This is a genomic window from Bradyrhizobium sp. Leo78 (assembly GCF_059512425.1).
In genome coordinates this window covers 64,755-81,422 of the sequence record NZ_JCAMOT010000018.1, presented here as the reverse complement: position 1 = coordinate 81,422, position 16,668 = coordinate 64,755, and the positions used below count along the sequence as shown (strand labels likewise).

The window sequence follows — 16,668 nt, the reverse complement described above, 5'->3', positions numbered from 1 at the left end:
AGAAGGATACCGAGATTGAAATTCCACATGATCGCGGGCGGGCCAAAGCCCGTCGCGCCCTTCAGCCACGCTGTCGAGGCCGACGGCTTTGTCTTCGTCACAGGCCAGATGCCAGACACGCCCGCTAGTCCCGGCGTATTGCCCGACGGCATCGTCGCGCAGACCAAGGCGGTGATGGAAAATCTGCGCGTTGTGCTCGAGGGTCTCGGTCTCGGCTTCGAGCACATCGTGATGTCGCGCATCTATCTTACGCGCTTCAAGGAAGACTACGCCGCCATGAACGAAACCTATCGCAGCTATTTCCCGCCGGACCGCCTGCCGGCACGCACTTGCGTCGGCGTCACCGGGCTTGCTTACGACGCGCTGATCGAGATCGATCTGGTGTGCCGCCGGCCGTGAGTGCCGGCGCATTCACGATTGATCGCGCGGCCCGCCACGCCGTCGTCCTCGCGAAAGCGAGGACCCATAACCACAGGGTGTTGTGGCGCGAGCAAGCGGTTGGAGCGGAGTGCATTACGCACGGAAATAGCTTCCCCGACGCGCGTTCGTCGCAAACGTCCGTTATCTCGCTACATTGCTGGACCGCTCCCCAATGCGGGCCCCTCAAAACACCAGTGAACGGTGCACATGCACCCCCGCCATTGCGCCATCGCCGACCGCAAGCGATACCGAATGCGGTGCTCGCGCGACGTCTCCGCAGGCAAAGGCGCCGCGCACCGTCGTTTGCTTGGTCTCGTCGGTTCGGATCTGGGTGCCGAACGGAGTCGTTTCCAATTCGCAGCCAAGCGTCTCAGCCAATGGCGTGGAGGGCGCGTTGCGCGTTGCCGTGAACAGGCCGGCGAAAGGCAGGACGCGTCCGTCTTGCAGCCTCACGTCTGCGTGGCCTTCGATGCCTGCGATAGGACCTGTCTCGATCACGACGCCCCGCGCAGCAAGCTCGGCGCGGGCGTCCGCGTCCGGCTCGAAGGCACCGTTGAGCATGAGCGTCACGTCTCCCCATTCCGTAAACAGAACGACGTGATGGAGCACGTCGGGGCTCGTGGCGATTACACCGATCCGTCCCTCATTCAGTTCATATCCGTGACAATAGGGGCAGTGAAAGATGCTACTGCCCCAGCGCTCGGCGAGCCCATCAAGATGAGGGAGTGCATCGCTGACGCCGGTGGCAAGGATAAGCCTCTTGCCACGATAGAACTCGCCGTCGGCTGTTGTCACCGCGAAACCATCTTCTTGCCGCTTGGCGTCGGTAGCGGTTCCCTCGAGCCATGTGAGCGTCGGATAGGCCGTGAGCTGTTCTCGTGCAGTGCGCGCGATCTCGGCCGGATCGACCCCGTCCTGACCAAGAAAGCCATGGGATTCCGAGGCGAACCGGTTGCGCCGGACGCCTGCGTCAACGACGAGCACCTTGCGCCGGGCGCGCAACAATTGAAGGGCCGCAGCCATGCCGGCGTAGCTGCCGCCAATGACGATCACGTCATGAAGCATTTCGGTTCCTTTCCTTGTGCGCCACATGACGCCGCGAGAATTCCGCACTGAGATCGGCGATGGTGATGGCGCCGAAGCGATCGAGCAGTAGCGCCTCTGCTTCGGCGAAAGCTCCGTCCAAAACGGCGTTCAGCGCTTCGCCGGGCTCAGCCATGCGCAAAAGAGTATGAAGCACGGAGGAGGAGCGGCGGTCTCGCATCATGTAACTTCGTATATTACATGATGTGCCGAGTTTCAAGGCGCGCTTGGCACAAAGTCATCCCGTTGCATCGAACGCGACGTGACGCTGTGAACGCTATGTGCGCGACGGCGCTATTCTATTGATCTGCAGGGAAGTCGGCGTGCCGTCGTATCGTGGAAAGAGATCTTCTCCCCACTCGGCGATGGTGGGCCATTCAGCAGCACTTGGCAGGGCCGGATGCATTGCGAGATGCGCGCGAATGGAGTCAGGAAGAAAGCGCCAATTCGGCGTGAAAGAAAACAGCAGCGCATCGCGCCGTGAAAGGCTGCGATTTGGATGCGTTCCATGGAGGAGACGATAGTCCACCGCCACTGCATCGCCACGGCGCAGATTGAGCGTGATCTGTCCTTCGTGGTTACTGAGAGCAGGGTGGTCGGGCGCCAACTGCTCGGCGGCCGCACTATGCGGCTCGGGCAGGTCGGAGTGGATCGGCAGACTGCGCAGATGGGAACCCGGAAGAACTCGCAATGCGCCCGTCCGGTCACTCGTGTCTGAGAGGTAGCACAGGATTGCGATCTGCGGGGCGGTCGGCGCGAAACTGATGGAGTGGTCCCAGCACCACCAGTCCTGGTGCCATAGCAGCGCAGGCGTAGAGGCGCCTTTGGATGAGATGTAGGCCGAAATCCAGCGCAGGTCGTCAGCCGCGACTGTAGATCTGATCCGACCGAGCACGGATGTCCGGCAGAGCAAGCGCGTGACGATTGGATCATTCCAGCGCAACGGGACGAGATCGTTCCCAACGCGGTTCATCATCGGATCATGCGGCTGTGCGAGCCGGTGGTGAACCTGCTTTTCGATCTCTTGCAAGTCCGGCTCTTCAAAGAGCGCCGGGATGGTCGTGAAACCGTCGACAGCAAATTTGCTCGAACCAGACATGCGGGCTCCATTAGGCGGATGAAATCCCATTAGGAGATTCATCCAACGGCCGAAAGCTGAGCGATCGGCTCAAGCGATTCGAACGCGTGCGCCCTTGACGAAAGGTGCGCGCTCATATAGGAACCAATCAGTTCCAGAACTATTTGGTTCCATATATGCCAACCCAAGACACGTTGAGCGCCACGTTTGGCGCGCTGGCTGATCCGACGCGCAGGGCAATCCTCGCGCGACTGTTGGAAGGCGAGGCCTCGGTCGCCGAACTGGCCAAGCCGTTCGCGCTCACGCCCCGGGCTGTCTCCAAGCATGTCGCCGTGTTGGAAGCGGCGGGCCTGGTGACGAAGGGCCGCGATGCCCAGCGGCGTCCGTCACGGATCGTCGCCAGTCCGTTGATCGAGATCGATTCCTGGCTCGCCAACTATCGCAAGCTCTGGCTGCGGCGCTTCGACAAGCTCGAAAGCCATCTGGCAAAGCAAACGGGAGGAGAATGATGGAGAGAGGCAAGGTGACCTTGGAGGAGAGGCCGCTGGGCGCCACCATCCAACGCTGGTTTCCAGCCTCGCCCGAGCTCGTCTACCGCAACTGGATTGAAGCCGAACAGATCCGGCATTGGTTTGCGACCGACGGCTACGAGGTCACTGGCTGCGAGATCGACGCACGGCCGGGAGGAAAGTGGCGGGTCGATTTTCGCTCCTCGACCGGGCACGTCTATTTCGAGCGCGGTGAGTTCCGGGAAATGGTGCCGGGGAAGTTGCTCGCGCTGACCCTGACCCAGGTCGATGGCGCCCACTCAGGACCGGAGACTCTGATCACCGTCACCTTCGAGGCTTCACGCGGCGGCACTGACATGACGTTCCATCAGGTTGGCTACGACAGCAGTCTGCGCCGCGACGGCAACGCCGAAGGCTGGCAGGAATGCTTCGACAAGCTCATCGCCCGCCTGCCGAACTCGGACATCACCACTTGAAAGGAAAAGCATATGAGCAGGAATGCAGCAGACGAGCAGGAGGTCCGCGCTCTTTTCGCCGACTGGCTGCGCACTTCATCGGCGCTGGACATCGACGGCGCCATGCGTCCTCTCGATCCCGATATTCACTCCTATGAACATGTCGCGCCACTTCAGTACCGCGGTATCGATGCCATTCGCGAAGTCTGCCAGCAGGGCTTCGACCTGATCAAGGGCGACTTCGAATGGGACATTCCTGATCTTCAGGTGATCGTGCGCGATGACATTGCCATCGCGTGGGGCCTCAACCGCATGCGCTACCGCTCAGCTTCAGCGCCGGAGATCGAGAATTGGTCGCGAAGCACGAGAGTGTTTCAGAAGAAGGATGGGCAATGGAAGATGATCCACCAGCATCTTTCCGTCCCGGCCGATCCAAGGACCGGACAGGCCAGATTCGACCTGAAGCCCTGAAATGGCGATTGCCGAGCAGCCCGGTGGTTCGCGCCGTTATCTCTTCGAACTGTGCGGAGGGGTCCATTTGGTCCTTTGCAAGCTGGGAAGGCTTTGTTATAGGGCTGACCGCAAGCGAAACGCCGGTTTCGCCCATTCCTCGGTAGCTCAGCGGTAGAGCATTCGACTGTTAATCGAATGGTCGCTGGTTCGAATCCAGCCCGGGGAGCCAATCTCTCAATTAAATCGAGCTGTTAGCCGAATTTCCTAAGCTCTTGGTTTCGCGCTTGCGCGGCCCGGCAAGGCGGATTCGCATCCAACCTCCAGATTCGACTCGTCCTGACGGGCGCGACTCAGTCACATCCGCGTGGCGCTTTGCGGATTTGATGCGGACAGCCGCCAAATCGACTCATTCATCGTCGATTTTTGCTTAAGCAGGGCTCCTTGCGAGGTGATTCCATGGCCGTCTTCGACACCGAGGTGCCGAAAACAACACCCTCGATCGTCCCGAGCGATATCCCGACCATGAGCGACGACGAATGCCTTCGGCGGCTCGCGCGGATCGTCGAAGAGCACGATTCCACGTGTCTTGACGAAGCTGCGAGGCTGATCGGCCGGCTTGCCGTCGCGATCGAATAAGCGCTGTTCCCCTGCAAGAACTCGCGGGGCCGGTATGGCCCATCGGGCGTGTTGCGTTTTGATCCTGCTTGTTCCAAAAGACGGGCGGTCTCACTCCCGTCGCGGCCGCGCCGCGCGACTTGCAGGTTTCAGCCCATGTCCGGTTTCTCGACCGCGCGCCAGAAAATGGTCGATGGCCAGGTGCGCACCAGTGACGTCACCGACGCGCGTATTCTCGATGCGATGCTTGCCGTGCCGCGCGAGGCCTTCGTTCCCGAAAGCAAGCGCGCGCTGGCCTATCTCGATCTCGACCTCGATGTCAGCGAGGGCGGCGCGACGAAGCGCTACCTGATCAAGCCAGCCGTGATGGCGAAGATGCTGCAGGCGGCTGAGATCAATTCGACTGACCGCGTTCTGGTCGTCGGCTGCGCGACTGGCTACGCGGCTGCCGTGGTCGCACGGCTCGCCGGGGAGGTGTTCGCCACCGAAAGCGAGCCCGCGCTCGCCGACCAGGCCAAGGTCGCGCTTGCGGGGACCGGTGCCGCCAACGTGACCGTGCGCGCGGCGCCGGCGGCGAAGGGCGATGTCGCGGACGCGCCGTTCGACGTCATTTTCCTCAATGGTGCCACCGAGATCGTGCCGCAGGAACTCTACGAGCAGCTCCGCGAGGGTGGGCGATTGGTCGGGGTGTTTGCCTTGTCGCAGCCGCAACGGGCCGCCGTCGTGACACATACCCACGGGGATTTCGGGCATCGGCCGCTATTCGATGCCGTGGCGCCGCTCCTGCCGGGCCTGGAGCGCTTGCCGGCTTTCGTGTTCTAATAAGATGCATCGTCCCGGAGGGAGGAGGGCCTCTTTCCAGGCGTGCCGGCGAATGCGGATTCACAACTAAAGGCGGATTCACGGCCGGCGCGAAGCGAGGGAGTTCGTATGGTGGCGGCTTGGTGGCGATTCGAAGCGTTAAAATCCCGTTCTGAATCAGAAGTGTGGCCCGTTTGCCCCACGTGAAGAGTTTCCACCGGGTTCCGTTGCGAGGTAGTTCCGTCCAGCCTAGCTGCGGAATAAGGTGAGGCGGGACTCACTTCGATCGAAGCGGCGCCCGGTTCATGGTCTCGAGCCGGGTGGTGAATAGCAATGGATGGATTATTGGGGATGCGTGGGGTGAAGGTTGTCACCGGAGCCGCGGCAGCGGTCCTTTTGTTGGCGTGCATGGGACCGACGCCGGCCCTGGCCGACACGATCGAGGCCGCATTGGTTCGCGCCTATCAGACCAATCCGCAACTCAATGCGCAGCGCGCCTTTGTGCGATCCACCGACGAAAACGTGCCGCAAGCGTTGTCGGGCTACCGGCCGAGAGTGTCGATCACGGCGAGCGGTGGTTATCAGTATACCGATGCCATCTCGGGTGGGGTGGCTGCGCATGGAACGCAGGTCCCGCGCGCCGTCGGCGCCACGATTTCGCAGACCCTGTTCAATGGATTTCAGACCGGCAACCGAACGCGGGCCGCAGAGAGCCAGGTCTCCGGCTCGCGCGAAGCGCTGCGGAATATCGAGCAGACCGTGCTGTTCAGCGCTGCCTCGATCTACATGGATTACCTGCGCGATGCGGCGATCGTGGAGGTTCAGCGCAGCAACACACGCGTGCTCGAGCAGACGCTCAAGCAGACCCGCGACCGGTTCAATGTCGGTGAGGTGACGCGCACCGACGTCGCGCAATCGGAGGCGCAACTTGCCGCCGGCCGCACGCAGCAGCTCACGGCCGAATCGCAACTGACCACGACGCGATCGAACTTCCGGCGCATCATCGGCAGCGAGCCGACGAATCTCGCGCCGGGCTCACCGGTCGACCGTTTCCTGCCGCCGACCCTCAATGCCGCCATCGAACTCGCGCTGACGCAGAACCCGAACGTGACCGCGGCGATGTTTGGCGTCGACGTCAACTTCCTCAACGTCAAGATCGCTGAGGGCGCGCTCTTTCCGAGCGTGACGCTGCAGGCGAGCGCGCAGCAGGCCTACGATCAGACGCTGGTCATCCAGCGCCAGTTCCAGGCGTCGGCGATCGCGCAGATTGCGGTGCCAATATACCAGGGCGGTGCCGAATATTCGCTGATCCGCCAAAACAAGGAATCGCTGGCCCAGCAGCGCCTTGTGCTCGAACAGACGCGCGACCAGGCCCGAGCCAATGTCGTCACGGCATGGGGCCAGTTGGTGGCTGGTAAGGCCCAGGTGTCTTCGGCGCAGGCGCAGGTGACGGCATCCGAGATTGCGCTCAACGGCGTGCGCGAGGAAGCCAAGGCCGGACAGCGCACCACGCTCGACGTGCTGAACGCGCAGCAGGCGCTGGTCAACGCCCGCAACGCTCTGGTCATCGCGCAGCATGACCGTGTCGTTGCTTCCTACAGCGTGCTGCAGGCCGTGGGCCGGCTGCAGCCCCAGGTGCTCAACCTGCCGACCCAAACCTACGATGCGAGCGTTCACTACCAGCAGGTGCGTGATAGCTGGGCCGGGGTTCGAACGCCCGACGGCCGCTGATCGTCGCTTCGGCATATTACTCTAAATAGACAGTTGGGCCCGCTTGCAGCGGGCCCATCGCATTTCTGAACATTCGTTTGTCCCGCGCGCGACCGCCGACTCCATATGTCGCGTGGCGGTCATGAAGACGCCGCGAAACTTCGAAGCGCGTTGCTTGCAATCGATTGTTGCCCTGACATACCGTTTCCATAGGCAACACAACGATTCGCAACGGCTTTTTGCGTCCATCGCTGCGGATCGGTTGCCGTGAGGGCGAACGCACCGCGTGCAACGCACCGGTAACCGTTGATCTGGGGACAAGTCCGGACTCGAGCGATGAAAAATTCCGGCCGCTTCATCCGGAACCGCCGAATCTCGTGTGGCTTGGTGTAGGATAATTTCGATGTGGAGTCGGAAATGACGCAACCTGCAAAGGTCCAAGAGCCCTCCATGGAGGAGATTCTGGCGTCGATCCGTCGCATCATTGCCGATGATGAGGCCAAGCCCGCTTCCGCGGATAAAGCCGCAAACGACAGGCCGGCAAGCGTTGCGACACCGGAGAAACCGGCGGTCGCCGCCGCGCCTGCGCCCAAGCCGGTGGTGAAGGACATTCCGCCGCCGCCGACTCCCGCAGCGGCGAAGCCGGTGCCAGCAGCGCCAAAACCTGCGCTGGCGCCACCACCAGCCAAAACGAACAGCCAGGACGACATCGACGCCATGCTGGCAAGCCTCGATGAGGCGACGCAGGAGGCCGAAGTCAGGCCGCCGCAACCCGACGGCGACGTATTCGAACTGACTGACGAAATGGCCCTGCCGGATCCGGCACCGACGCCGACGCCCAAGCCGCCGCCACCGACCTTTCAGAAAGTTGAACCGCAGGACGACATCGAATTCACGGAAGCCACCAAGCCACCGCCGTCTCCACCGCGGCAGCCAGCCTATGAGCCAGCGACCGAGAGTTCCTCCTATGGTCAGCAGCCAATCCTGTCGCGCACGACCATGAACGCGGTCGAAAGCGCGTTCAATTCGCTGGCCAATACCGTGCTCAGCAACAATGCACGGACGCTGGAGGACCTGGTCAAGGAAATGCTGCGGCCGATGCTCAAATCATGGCTGGACGACAACCTGCCGGGGCTGGTCGAGCGGATCGTGAAAGCCGAGATCGAGCGGGTTTCGCGGGGGCGTTAGCCGCCCGGGCCGCGAAGCCCCCTCAATTCAGCCATCCCTAATGGGTGTTATGGCGGTTTGGACGCGCCAGTCCGGTTGACTTGGCGCGTCCGGACGGCTTTTTAGCGCTCTCAAACATCCCCATTTGTAGTGCCATGATCGAGAAAAACTACCAGCCTGCCGATATCGAAAGCCGGATGTCCCGCGTCTGGGAGGAGAGTGGCGCCTTCAAGGCCGGCCGCCCCGAGCGGCGCGACGCCGCGCCGTTCACCATCGTGATCCCGCCGCCGAACGTGACGGGCTCGCTGCACATGGGACATGCGCTGAACAATACGCTGCAGGACATCCTCTGCCGCTTCGAGCGCATGCGCGGACGCGACGTGCTCTGGCAGCCCGGCACCGACCATGCCGGCATCGCCACCCAGATGGTGGTCGAGCGGCAGTTGATGGAACGGCAGGAGCCGGGCCGTCGCGAGATGGGCCGCGCCAAATTCCTCGACCGGGTCTGGCAATGGAAAGCCGAGAGCGGCGGCACCATCATCAACCAGCTCAAGCGGCTGGGCGCCTCCTGCGATTGGTCGCGCGAGCGCTTCACGATGGATGAGGGCCTGTCGCGCGCCGTCGTGAAGGTGTTCGTCGAACTCCACCGCCAAGGGCTGATCTACAAGGACAAGCGGCTGGTCAACTGGGACCCGAAGCTGCTCACCGCGATCTCCGATCTCGAGGTGCAGCAGGTCGAGGTCAAGGGCCATCTGTGGTACCTGCGCTATCCGCTCGAGGGCAGGGCGTTCAGCCCCGACGATCCCGCAAGCTTCATCGTGGTCGCGACGACCCGTCCCGAAACCATGCTCGGCGATACCGCGGTGGCCGTGCATCCGGACGACGAGCGCTACAGTGCGCTGGTCGGCAGACACGTGATCCTGCCATTGGTCGGCCGCAAGATTCCGATCGTGGCCGACGATTATTCCGATCCGGAGAAGGGCTCTGGCGCTGTGAAGGTCACGCCGGCGCACGACTTCAACGACTTCGAGATCGGCAACCGCCACGGGCTGCCGCGGATCAGCGTGCTCGACCAGGAAGGCAAGCTCTCGCTTGTCGGCAACGAGGACTATCTGCGCGGCCTGCCCGAGGGCGCGCTGCATTTCGCCGAGGAATTCCATGGCATCGAGCGCTTTGCCGCGCGCAAACAGCTCGTCGCGCGGTTGGAGGATTTCGGCTTTCTCGAGAAGATCGAGCCGAACACGCATATGGTGCCGCATGGCGACCGTTCCGGCGTGGTCATCGAGCCGTTCCTCACCGACCAATGGTACGTCGACGCCAATACGCTGGCGCAGCCGGCGATCGCGGCCGTGCGCGCGGGCGAAACCAGCTTCGTGCCGAAGAACTGGGAAAAGACCTATTTCGAATGGATGGAGAACATCCAGCCCTGGTGCATCTCGCGCCAGCTCTGGTGGGGCCATCAGATCCCGGCGTGGTACGGGCCCGACGGCAAGGTGTTCGTCGCCGAGACCGAGGAAGAGGCCGTGGGCAACGCGCTCGGCTACTACGTCGAGCAGGAAGTCATCACGCCGGAGCAGGGCCACGACATGGCGGTGGACCCCGCCAAGCGCGAGGGCTTCATCACCCGCGATGAAGACGTGCTCGACACCTGGTTCTCGTCCGCGCTGTGGCCGTTCTCGACGCTTGGCTGGCCGGACGAGACGCCGGAGCTGCAGCGCTACTATCCGACCAACACGCTGGTCACCGGTTTCGACATCATCTTCTTCTGGGTGGCGCGGATGATGATGATGGGCCTTCACTTCACGAAGGAGGTGCCGTTCTCGACCATCTATATGCACGCCCTCGTCCGCGACGAGAAGGGCGCCAAGATGTCGAAGTCGAAAGGCAACGTCATCGATCCCCTGCATCTGGTCGACGAATACGGCGCCGACGCGCTGCGCTTCACGCTGGCGGCGATGGCGGCGCAGGGGCGCGACATCAAGCTGTCGACGCAGCGCGTCGACGGCTATCGCAGCTTCGCCACCAAGCTCTGGAACGCCTGCCGTTTTGCCGAGATGAATGGCGCCGCCCTGACGGCCGGATTTGATCCAACCAGCGTGAAGGAGACGCTGAATCGCTGGATCATGCATGAGACCACGCTTGCGGCTCGCGAAGTGACCGAAGCGATCGAGGCGTACCGCTTCAACGACGCGGCAGGCGCGGTCTACCGCTTCGTCTGGAACGTGTTCTGCGACTGGTATGTCGAGCTAACCAAACCGCTGTTGATGGGCGAGGACGGACCCGCGAAGACCGAGACCCGCGCCATGATCGCATGGGTGCGCGACGAGATCCTGAAGCTGCTGCACCCGTTCATGCCGTTCATCACCGAGGAGCTCTGGGCCGTCACAGCGAAGCGCGACGGTGTTCTGGCGCTGGCGCCATGGCCGCGCAAGGCGCGCGCGCTAACGCCTGAGCAGATCGCCACGCTTTCGCTGGCAGGGCCGACCGACGCGCTCATCCCGCCCGTGATCGGCGCGTTGGAAGATGACCCCGAGGAATTCAGCGACCCTGAAGCCGAGGCCGAGATCGGCTGGGTGGTCGATCTCGTCAGTGCGATCCGTTCGGTGCGCGCGGAGATGAACATCCCACCGTCCACGTTGACCCCGTTGGTGCTTGTGGACGCTTCCGCTGAGACAAAGGCGCGGGGGCAGCGCTGGAACGATGTCGCCAAGCGGCTGGCGCGGCTGGCCGACATCTCCTTTGCCGATGCTGCCCCGGAAGGCGCCGTGCAGCTATTGGTGCGCGGCGAGGTCGCGGCACTGCCGCTGAAGGGCGTGATCGATCTTGGCGCCGAGCGCGCGCGGCTCGAGAAGGAAATCGCCAAGGCCGACGCCGACATCAAGCGCGTCGACGCCAAGCTTTCCAACGAGAAGTTCGTCGCCAACGCGCCGGAAGAGATCGTCGAAGAGGAAAAGGAAAAGCGCGAGGCGGCGCTGGAGCGCAAGGCAAAGATCCTCGAGGCGCTCGAGCGGCTGAAGAAGGCATCTTGAGAGAAGTTGCAGGGAGGGCACGCTGCGCTTTGCCCACCCTACAATCCGTGGCGAAAGATCGCTTACACGAACGTGAAGTCGCTCGCGTGGAGCTGATCGAGCGTCGTGTTCCTGATCTCGACCGAGTTGTTGTCGTCGAAGGTGATCACGACGCTCGTTCCGTTTTGCGCCATGTGCGACTGCACGGCGTTGAAATCGGCAAAGAGCGTGCGGTTGATCTGAATCAGATCCTGCGCGCCATCGGTGTTCTGGAAGTCGAGAATGACATCCTTGCCGAAGCCGGGGGCGAACATGAAAGTGTCGTTGCCCGCGCCGCCTGACAACGTATCGTTACCGCCGCCGCCATTGAGCCGGTCGTCGCCGCTGCCGCCGTACAGGAGCTCGTTGCCGGTTCCGCCCATCAGCGTGTCGTTGCCGTCATCGCCGAACATCTGGGTCGCCGCCGGACCGCCCTTCATCGAGTCATTGCCGGCGCCGCCGTAAAGGGTGTCGTTGCCGCCGCCGCTGGACAGGTAATCATTACCGTCGCCGCCCTTGATGACATTGGTGGCCCATCCGCCATAGAGCTGATCGTTGCCGGCGCCGCCGTCGAGCAGGGCGCCGGTATCGGCATTGCCGGCCTTGATGATGTCGTTGCCATCGTCGCCGTAGAGTTGATCGGTCGCGGTCGCAATACCGGGTCCACCATCGATCGTGTCGTCACCGGCGCCGCCATGGATCACGTCAGCACCGGCGCCGCCGTAGATCACGTCCTTGCCCGGACCACCGTCGATGACGTCATTGTCGGTCGACGCGCCGAAGAACAAGTCCTGGCGGCCGCTCATGTCATAGTGGATCGCCTTGTTCTGATAGAGATTCCAGGTTCCCGGCGAGCTCGGATTGACCGCGTCGGCGGCCGACAGATGCTCGCCGTTGACCGTGATGTCCTTGATGTAGAGGTTGCGGTCGCCACTGGCGCCCGCGATGTCATTGATGAAGGCGAGATCGAGACTCGAGATTGCCGCGGAATTGGCGAACGTGAAAGTGAAGGTCTGGAAGCCGGCTGGATTGGTCGCATTGTGGAACTCGACCGTGTTGCCGACCTGCTGGCCATTGACCAGAAGCTGCATCTGGGCGCCGATGCCGTCGACGACGGAGCTGTAACCCGTCACCGTGACGGTGGTTTCCGTCAGTTTCGGAATGGTGCCGGGGCCGCCCCTGATGGTATCGTTGCCGGCGCCGGCTTTGATCGTATCGTTGCCGGCGCCACCCGACAGAACGTCATTGCCGCCGCCGGTATCCATCAGATCGGCCGCCGGAGAGCCCGTCAGCGTCTGGCCGGGCGGCTGACGCTCGCCGCCATACCACTCTGTGATGAGCCCCTGCGCCGGCTTGCCCTGCGGCGAGTAGCCGAGTTCCGAATATTTGTTGTTCGCATCCCAGTTCCAGATCGATGCGCCCCTGAACCAGCTCCCGCCTTCCGATCCCCAGACCTGAAAGAAGGCGTTGAACGCGTCATATTGCTCCTGGACATCCGGCGTCGAGCTTCCGGCCCAGCCGCCCGGGCTGATATTGGTGCCGTCCACGCTGCGATAGCCGGTCTCGGTGAAGACCACCTGCTTGCCGTACTGAAGGGCAAGCGAGTGGAAGAAATCGACCGGCGATTTGTGATCCATCACTTTCGCCCAATAGTCATCGGAGGACATGGTGTTCCACGCGTTGACCATTTCCTGGACCGTCGGATCGCGGTCGGTCGTCAGCGGCGGATAGGCGTTGACGCCGATGACATCGACCTTGTCCCAGAAGCTGACATTGATGGCTTCGTCGGTGGCGGCGGCGTAGGTGATTTCGCCGTGATACACGGCGCGCACGGCATTGATGATGTCCACCCATTGGTCGCGATATTCGGGACCGGAGAGCTTGGCGAGCTCATTGCCGATCACCAACATGCTGACGCCGGCTTGCTGGGCGAGTTCCGCCATGTGAACGATTTCGGTCTTGTATGACGCGAAAAAGGCGGCGGGATCGTCTGGTGTCAGCACATGTGCAAGCGAGCCATCGAGGGCCGAGACCATGGGTTTGAGCGAAACCGAAAGGCCGAGCGCCTGCGCATCCGCGATGGCCTTAAGGATGTTGGCGTCGCTCTCGGTCTTGCCGGGATCGGCGAACACGTCGTCCGAATGCCTTGTGTTCGTGAAGAGCCGAGGCGCAAGCTCGATCGAATTTGCATTGGTGTCCGCGATTGCCTGCATGGCATCGCGCGCCGCGCTCGTGACGAATGCTCCATTGTAGTTGGAAGGGAATCCGAATCCTTGGACAGTAAACGGGCCCGCCATCGGTACAGCTCCTTTAGTTTTAGTTTCTATGTTTTCTATTTCGCTGTTTCGGTGGCCAGCATTCTGCGCAGGACTTGTTCACCCGCGTTGTGTTCCGTCTTTTCAGCAGAGCACAATTCATAAGCAACTCACACGCGCGCAGCGAAGCACGCGCGCTCAGTCTGCACACGCAACGTGGGCGCGTCGTGACAGGATTGCGTCGATGTTGCGATTGTTGATGCGCATCTCGTTACGATGGCGCTTCAAGTTCAACTTAAACTGGAAACCGCTTGCTCAGGAATTTCGAGCCCTTCATGCCGTAACGCCAAGGAAGATCGATTGCCTTGGTGATTCCGATTCGCACGCCTGCGACAACTTCGACACTGCCGACGCGCGCGTGCAGCGAGAACGGTGCCTGATCGAGCGGCAGGGCGTTGTGCTCAATCGTTATGCCGAGTGCTTCGGTCAGCTTTCCCGGACCGGAACATAGCGCGTGCACTTCCTTGAGATGGCGCCGCCGCCGCATCGTCGCGATCCCATGCGTGGGCTCCAGCGCGCGGATCAGCACGGCGCTCGCCGAGCCTGCTTCTTCGCAGACCAAGTTCACGCACCAGTGGATGCCGTAAGAGCGATAGACATAGGCAAATCCGGGCGGGCCGAACATCACCTGGTTGCGCGCTGTCGGCCCACGATAGGAATGGGCCGCCGGATCGGTGTGGTGATAGGCCTCCACCTCCACGATGAGGCCGCCGACGCCATTGAAGAGCAGGGTCGCACCGATCAGGTCGGGCGCGACCTCATGCACGCTGCGGCCAAAGAATGAGCGTTTGAGCGTCTTGCCGAGGCGGATCGGTGCTTCGCCTGGCAGTCTGGGATTTTGAACCATTTTGGTGGGAATCAGAGGGAAACGCGGGGGATTGCTGCCCATATGTTGCACGTTCTGCTAGCATGCGCGAGCCGGGTTGCGGGTTCGGGCAATACGGATTAGCTAACAGTTCCAAAGATCCGTAGATTTCCCATGGTCACCCTGATCGACACCATCTCAGCCAATCCGTTGCGCCCGCGCCACCCCGAAAAGGTGAACCGGCCCGACGCGCTGTCGCCGCCGAAGCCGGACTGGATACGGGTGCGCGCGCCGAATACACGCGGCTATGCCGATACCCGCAACATCGTGAAGGAGAATGGCCTCGTTACGGTCTGCGAGGAGGCCGGCTGCCCGAATATCGGCGAGTGCTGGGACAAGAAGCACGCCACCTTCATGATCATGGGGGACACCTGCACCCGGGCCTGCGCGTTCTGCAACGTCAAGACCGGCATGCCCGGCGCGCTCGACGCCGCCGAGCCGGAGCACGTGGCGGAGGCGACCTTCAAGCTCGGGCTCTCCCATGTCGTCATCACCTCGGTCGACCGCGACGATCTTGCCGACGGCGGCGCCGAGCATTTTGCCCAGACCGTCCGCGCCATCCGCGCGCGCTGCCCGAACACCACGATCGAGCTCCTCACCCCCGATTTCCTGCGCAAGGACGGCGCGCTTGAAGTCGTGGTGGCGGCGAAGCCCGACGTCTTCAACCACAATCTCGAAACCGTGCCCTCGCGCTATCTGTCGGTGCGGCCCGGCGCGCGCTATTTCCACTCGATCCGCCTGCTGCAGCGGGTGAAGGAGATCGACCCGACGATCTTCACCAAATCCGGCATCATGGTGGGCCTGGGCGAGCAGCGGCACGAAGTGTTGCAGGTGATGGACGACCTGCGCTCGGCGGATGTCGATTTCCTCACCATCGGGCAATATCTGCAGCCGACGCGGAAGCATCACGCTGTAATGAGCTACGTCACGCCGGACGAGTTCGCAGGCTACGAGAAGGTCGCCTATACCAAGGGTTTCCTGATGGTATCGGCGAGCCCGCTGACGCGCTCGTCCCATCACGCGGGCGACGATTTCGCCAAACTGCAAGCGGCGCGCGTGGCGCGGTCACGCTAACGCCGGATCGCACCGATGCGACGCATTCTTGTGATGGGGTCTTCGGGATCCGGCAAATCGACTTTTGCTCAACGGCTTTCAGCCACTACGGGCATTCCGTTCGTGTCGCTCGACGCGATCTACTGGAAGCCAGGCTGGGTCGCGTCCGATAACGCGAAGTTCCACGAACGCGTGACTGAGGTGGCGCTTCGGCCGCAATGGGTTATGGACGGAAACTACATTTCAAATGGGGCCGGCGAGCTGCGCCGCCAGGTCTGCGATAGCATCATCTGGTTTGATCTTCCGCGTCGGACCTGCATGCTCGGCCTCGCGCGACGGATAGCCCGAAGCTATGGCCAGGTTCGCGCCGAAATGGCCGAGGGTTGCCCGGAACGAATCGATCTTGAATTCTTTCGATACGTCTGGACGTATCGGCAGAAACAGCGGCCGAAGCTCCTCAGATATTTCGAGGGCATGCGACCGGACCAATCACTTGTCTGTTTCACGGATCGGACACAGGCGGGCCGGTATTTGAAGGAGATCTCGCTGATGACTCACGCGGCGAGTATCCACTGATGCCGAGGTTTTCCAGCACGCGGCGGGTCCGTCACTCCGCATCGCAGATGTTCGATCTGGTCGCCGATGTCGAGCGCTATCCGGAATTCGTGCCGCTGTGCCATGCGCTGAAGATCCGGCAGCGCACGCCGAAGGAGGACGGCACCGAGGTTCTCGTTGCCGATATGACCGTGTCGTTCAAGCTGGTGCGCGAGAGCTTCACCAGCCGCGTCACGCTGGACCGGCCGAACCTGAAGATCATGGTTGAATATCTGCGCGGCCCGTTCAGCAATCTCGAGAACCGCTGGACCTTCGAGCCGAAATCCGACACCGAATGCGATGTCGGCTTTTTCATCTCATACGAGTTCAAAAGCCGGATGCTGGGAATGCTGATGGGATCGATGTTCGACGCAGCGTTCCAACGCTTCGCCGGCGCATTCGAAAAGCGCGCCGACGTGATCTACGGCAAGCCGGCTACCGCATCGTAAGCTCTCACCCTCATTGCGAGCGAAGCGAAGCAATCCATCGCGCCGCTTGCGGAG

The 16,668-nt window shown here is 62.3% G+C and carries 17 protein-coding genes and 1 tRNA gene; 13 read left to right on the top strand and 5 right to left on the bottom strand.

The window, feature by feature from the left end; all coding sequences use genetic code 11:
• The first annotated feature begins 15 nt into the window (after nucleotides 1–15).
• Nucleotides 16–399 (top strand): RidA family protein, encoded by a 384-nt coding sequence (locus AC5ZG1_RS22540; RefSeq protein WP_456641625.1) that lies wholly within the window; start codon nucleotides 16–18, stop codon nucleotides 397–399.
• A 204-nt stretch (nucleotides 400–603) separates the two neighbouring features.
• On the opposite strand, the gene AC5ZG1_RS22535 is transcribed toward AC5ZG1_RS22540, so the two are convergent.
• The 3 genes from AC5ZG1_RS22535 to AC5ZG1_RS22525 form a co-directional block, all read right to left on the bottom strand.
• On the bottom strand, nucleotides 604–1,485 hold the full coding sequence (locus AC5ZG1_RS22535; RefSeq protein WP_130223452.1) for an NAD(P)/FAD-dependent oxidoreductase: 882 nt from the start codon (nucleotides 1,483–1,485) through the stop codon (nucleotides 604–606).
• Nucleotides 1,475–1,684 carry a hypothetical protein gene (locus AC5ZG1_RS22530; RefSeq protein ID WP_496134123.1) on the bottom strand — a complete coding sequence of 70 codons (210 nt, stop codon included), beginning with the start codon at nucleotides 1,682–1,684 and terminating at the stop codon, nucleotides 1,475–1,477. The genes AC5ZG1_RS22535 and AC5ZG1_RS22530 overlap by 11 nt, the downstream gene beginning before the upstream one ends.
• Before the next feature lie 96 nt (nucleotides 1,685–1,780).
• Complete coding sequence (locus tag AC5ZG1_RS22525) at nucleotides 1,781–2,602, bottom strand: phytanoyl-CoA dioxygenase family protein (RefSeq protein WP_165435059.1); 822 nt, start codon at nucleotides 2,600–2,602, stop codon at nucleotides 1,781–1,783.
• 155 nt (nucleotides 2,603–2,757) lie between these two features.
• Here AC5ZG1_RS22525 and AC5ZG1_RS22520 point away from each other — a divergent pair, with 155 nt between their 5' ends.
• From AC5ZG1_RS22520 to AC5ZG1_RS22480, 9 genes are all read left to right on the top strand, one after another.
• Nucleotides 2,758–3,090, top strand: coding sequence for an ArsR/SmtB family transcription factor (locus AC5ZG1_RS22520; RefSeq protein WP_208826363.1), 333 nt, complete (start codon nucleotides 2,758–2,760; stop codon nucleotides 3,088–3,090).
• Nucleotides 3,090–3,566: an SRPBCC family protein gene (locus AC5ZG1_RS22515; protein ID WP_496134122.1), complete on the top strand. Its 477-nt coding sequence runs from the start codon at nucleotides 3,090–3,092 to the stop codon at nucleotides 3,564–3,566. Before AC5ZG1_RS22520 ends, AC5ZG1_RS22515 begins: the two co-directional genes overlap by 1 nt.
• Before the next feature lie 12 nt (nucleotides 3,567–3,578).
• Nucleotides 3,579–4,016: a YybH family protein gene (locus tag AC5ZG1_RS22510; protein WP_496134121.1), complete on the top strand. Its 438-nt coding sequence runs from the start codon at nucleotides 3,579–3,581 to the stop codon at nucleotides 4,014–4,016.
• 136 nt (nucleotides 4,017–4,152) lie between these two features.
• Nucleotides 4,153–4,227, top strand: a tRNA-Asn gene (locus tag AC5ZG1_RS22505).
• A 227-nt stretch (nucleotides 4,228–4,454) separates the two neighbouring features.
• Nucleotides 4,455–4,634, top strand: a complete 180-nt coding sequence (locus AC5ZG1_RS22500; protein WP_496134120.1) for a hypothetical protein — start codon at nucleotides 4,455–4,457, stop codon at nucleotides 4,632–4,634.
• A 135-nt stretch (nucleotides 4,635–4,769) separates the two neighbouring features.
• Nucleotides 4,770–5,435: a protein-L-isoaspartate O-methyltransferase family protein gene (locus AC5ZG1_RS22495; RefSeq protein ID WP_028165629.1), complete on the top strand. Its 666-nt coding sequence runs from the start codon at nucleotides 4,770–4,772 to the stop codon at nucleotides 5,433–5,435.
• Nucleotides 5,436–5,765: 330 nt separating this feature from the next.
• Nucleotides 5,766–7,145: a TolC family outer membrane protein gene (locus tag AC5ZG1_RS22490; RefSeq protein WP_130223438.1), complete on the top strand. Its 1,380-nt coding sequence runs from the start codon at nucleotides 5,766–5,768 to the stop codon at nucleotides 7,143–7,145.
• A gap of 396 nt (nucleotides 7,146–7,541) precedes the next feature.
• On the top strand, nucleotides 7,542–8,312 hold the full coding sequence (locus AC5ZG1_RS22485) for a PopZ family protein (protein ID WP_496134119.1): 771 nt from the start codon (nucleotides 7,542–7,544) through the stop codon (nucleotides 8,310–8,312).
• A gap of 134 nt (nucleotides 8,313–8,446) precedes the next feature.
• Nucleotides 8,447–11,320: a valine--tRNA ligase gene (locus AC5ZG1_RS22480; protein ID WP_496134118.1), complete on the top strand. Its 2,874-nt coding sequence runs from the start codon at nucleotides 8,447–8,449 to the stop codon at nucleotides 11,318–11,320.
• 62 nt (nucleotides 11,321–11,382) lie between these two features.
• On the opposite strand, the gene AC5ZG1_RS22475 is transcribed toward AC5ZG1_RS22480, so the two are convergent.
• Together AC5ZG1_RS22475 and AC5ZG1_RS22470 are read right to left on the bottom strand one after the other, a co-directional pair.
• A complete protein-coding gene (locus tag AC5ZG1_RS22475) occupies nucleotides 11,383–13,635 on the bottom strand; it encodes a glycoside hydrolase family 113 (RefSeq protein WP_496134117.1) in 2,253 nt (750 codons plus the stop codon).
• Nucleotides 13,636–13,888: 253 nt separating this feature from the next.
• On the bottom strand, nucleotides 13,889–14,500 hold the full coding sequence (locus tag AC5ZG1_RS22470; protein ID WP_130223432.1) for a DNA-3-methyladenine glycosylase: 612 nt from the start codon (nucleotides 14,498–14,500) through the stop codon (nucleotides 13,889–13,891).
• Between the two features lie 132 nt (nucleotides 14,501–14,632).
• On the opposite strand from AC5ZG1_RS22470, the gene lipA reads away from it, so the two are divergent.
• Genes lipA through AC5ZG1_RS22455 form a run of 3 tightly spaced genes read left to right on the top strand, consistent with a single transcriptional unit; the run spans nucleotide 14,633 to nucleotide 16,614 of the window.
• Nucleotides 14,633–15,592, top strand: a complete 960-nt coding sequence (lipA, locus tag AC5ZG1_RS22465) for a lipoyl synthase (RefSeq protein WP_496134116.1) — start codon at nucleotides 14,633–14,635, stop codon at nucleotides 15,590–15,592.
• A 15-nt stretch (nucleotides 15,593–15,607) separates the two neighbouring features.
• Nucleotides 15,608–16,147: a P-loop NTPase family protein gene (locus AC5ZG1_RS22460; RefSeq protein WP_130223428.1), complete on the top strand. Its 540-nt coding sequence runs from the start codon at nucleotides 15,608–15,610 to the stop codon at nucleotides 16,145–16,147.
• The gene (locus tag AC5ZG1_RS22455) at nucleotides 16,147–16,614 is read left to right on the top strand and encodes a type II toxin-antitoxin system RatA family toxin (protein ID WP_130223426.1); all 468 of its coding nucleotides are present in this window, start codon (nucleotides 16,147–16,149) and stop codon (nucleotides 16,612–16,614) included. The genes AC5ZG1_RS22460 and AC5ZG1_RS22455 overlap by 1 nt, the downstream gene beginning before the upstream one ends.
• Nucleotides 16,615–16,668 lie beyond the last annotated feature (54 nt).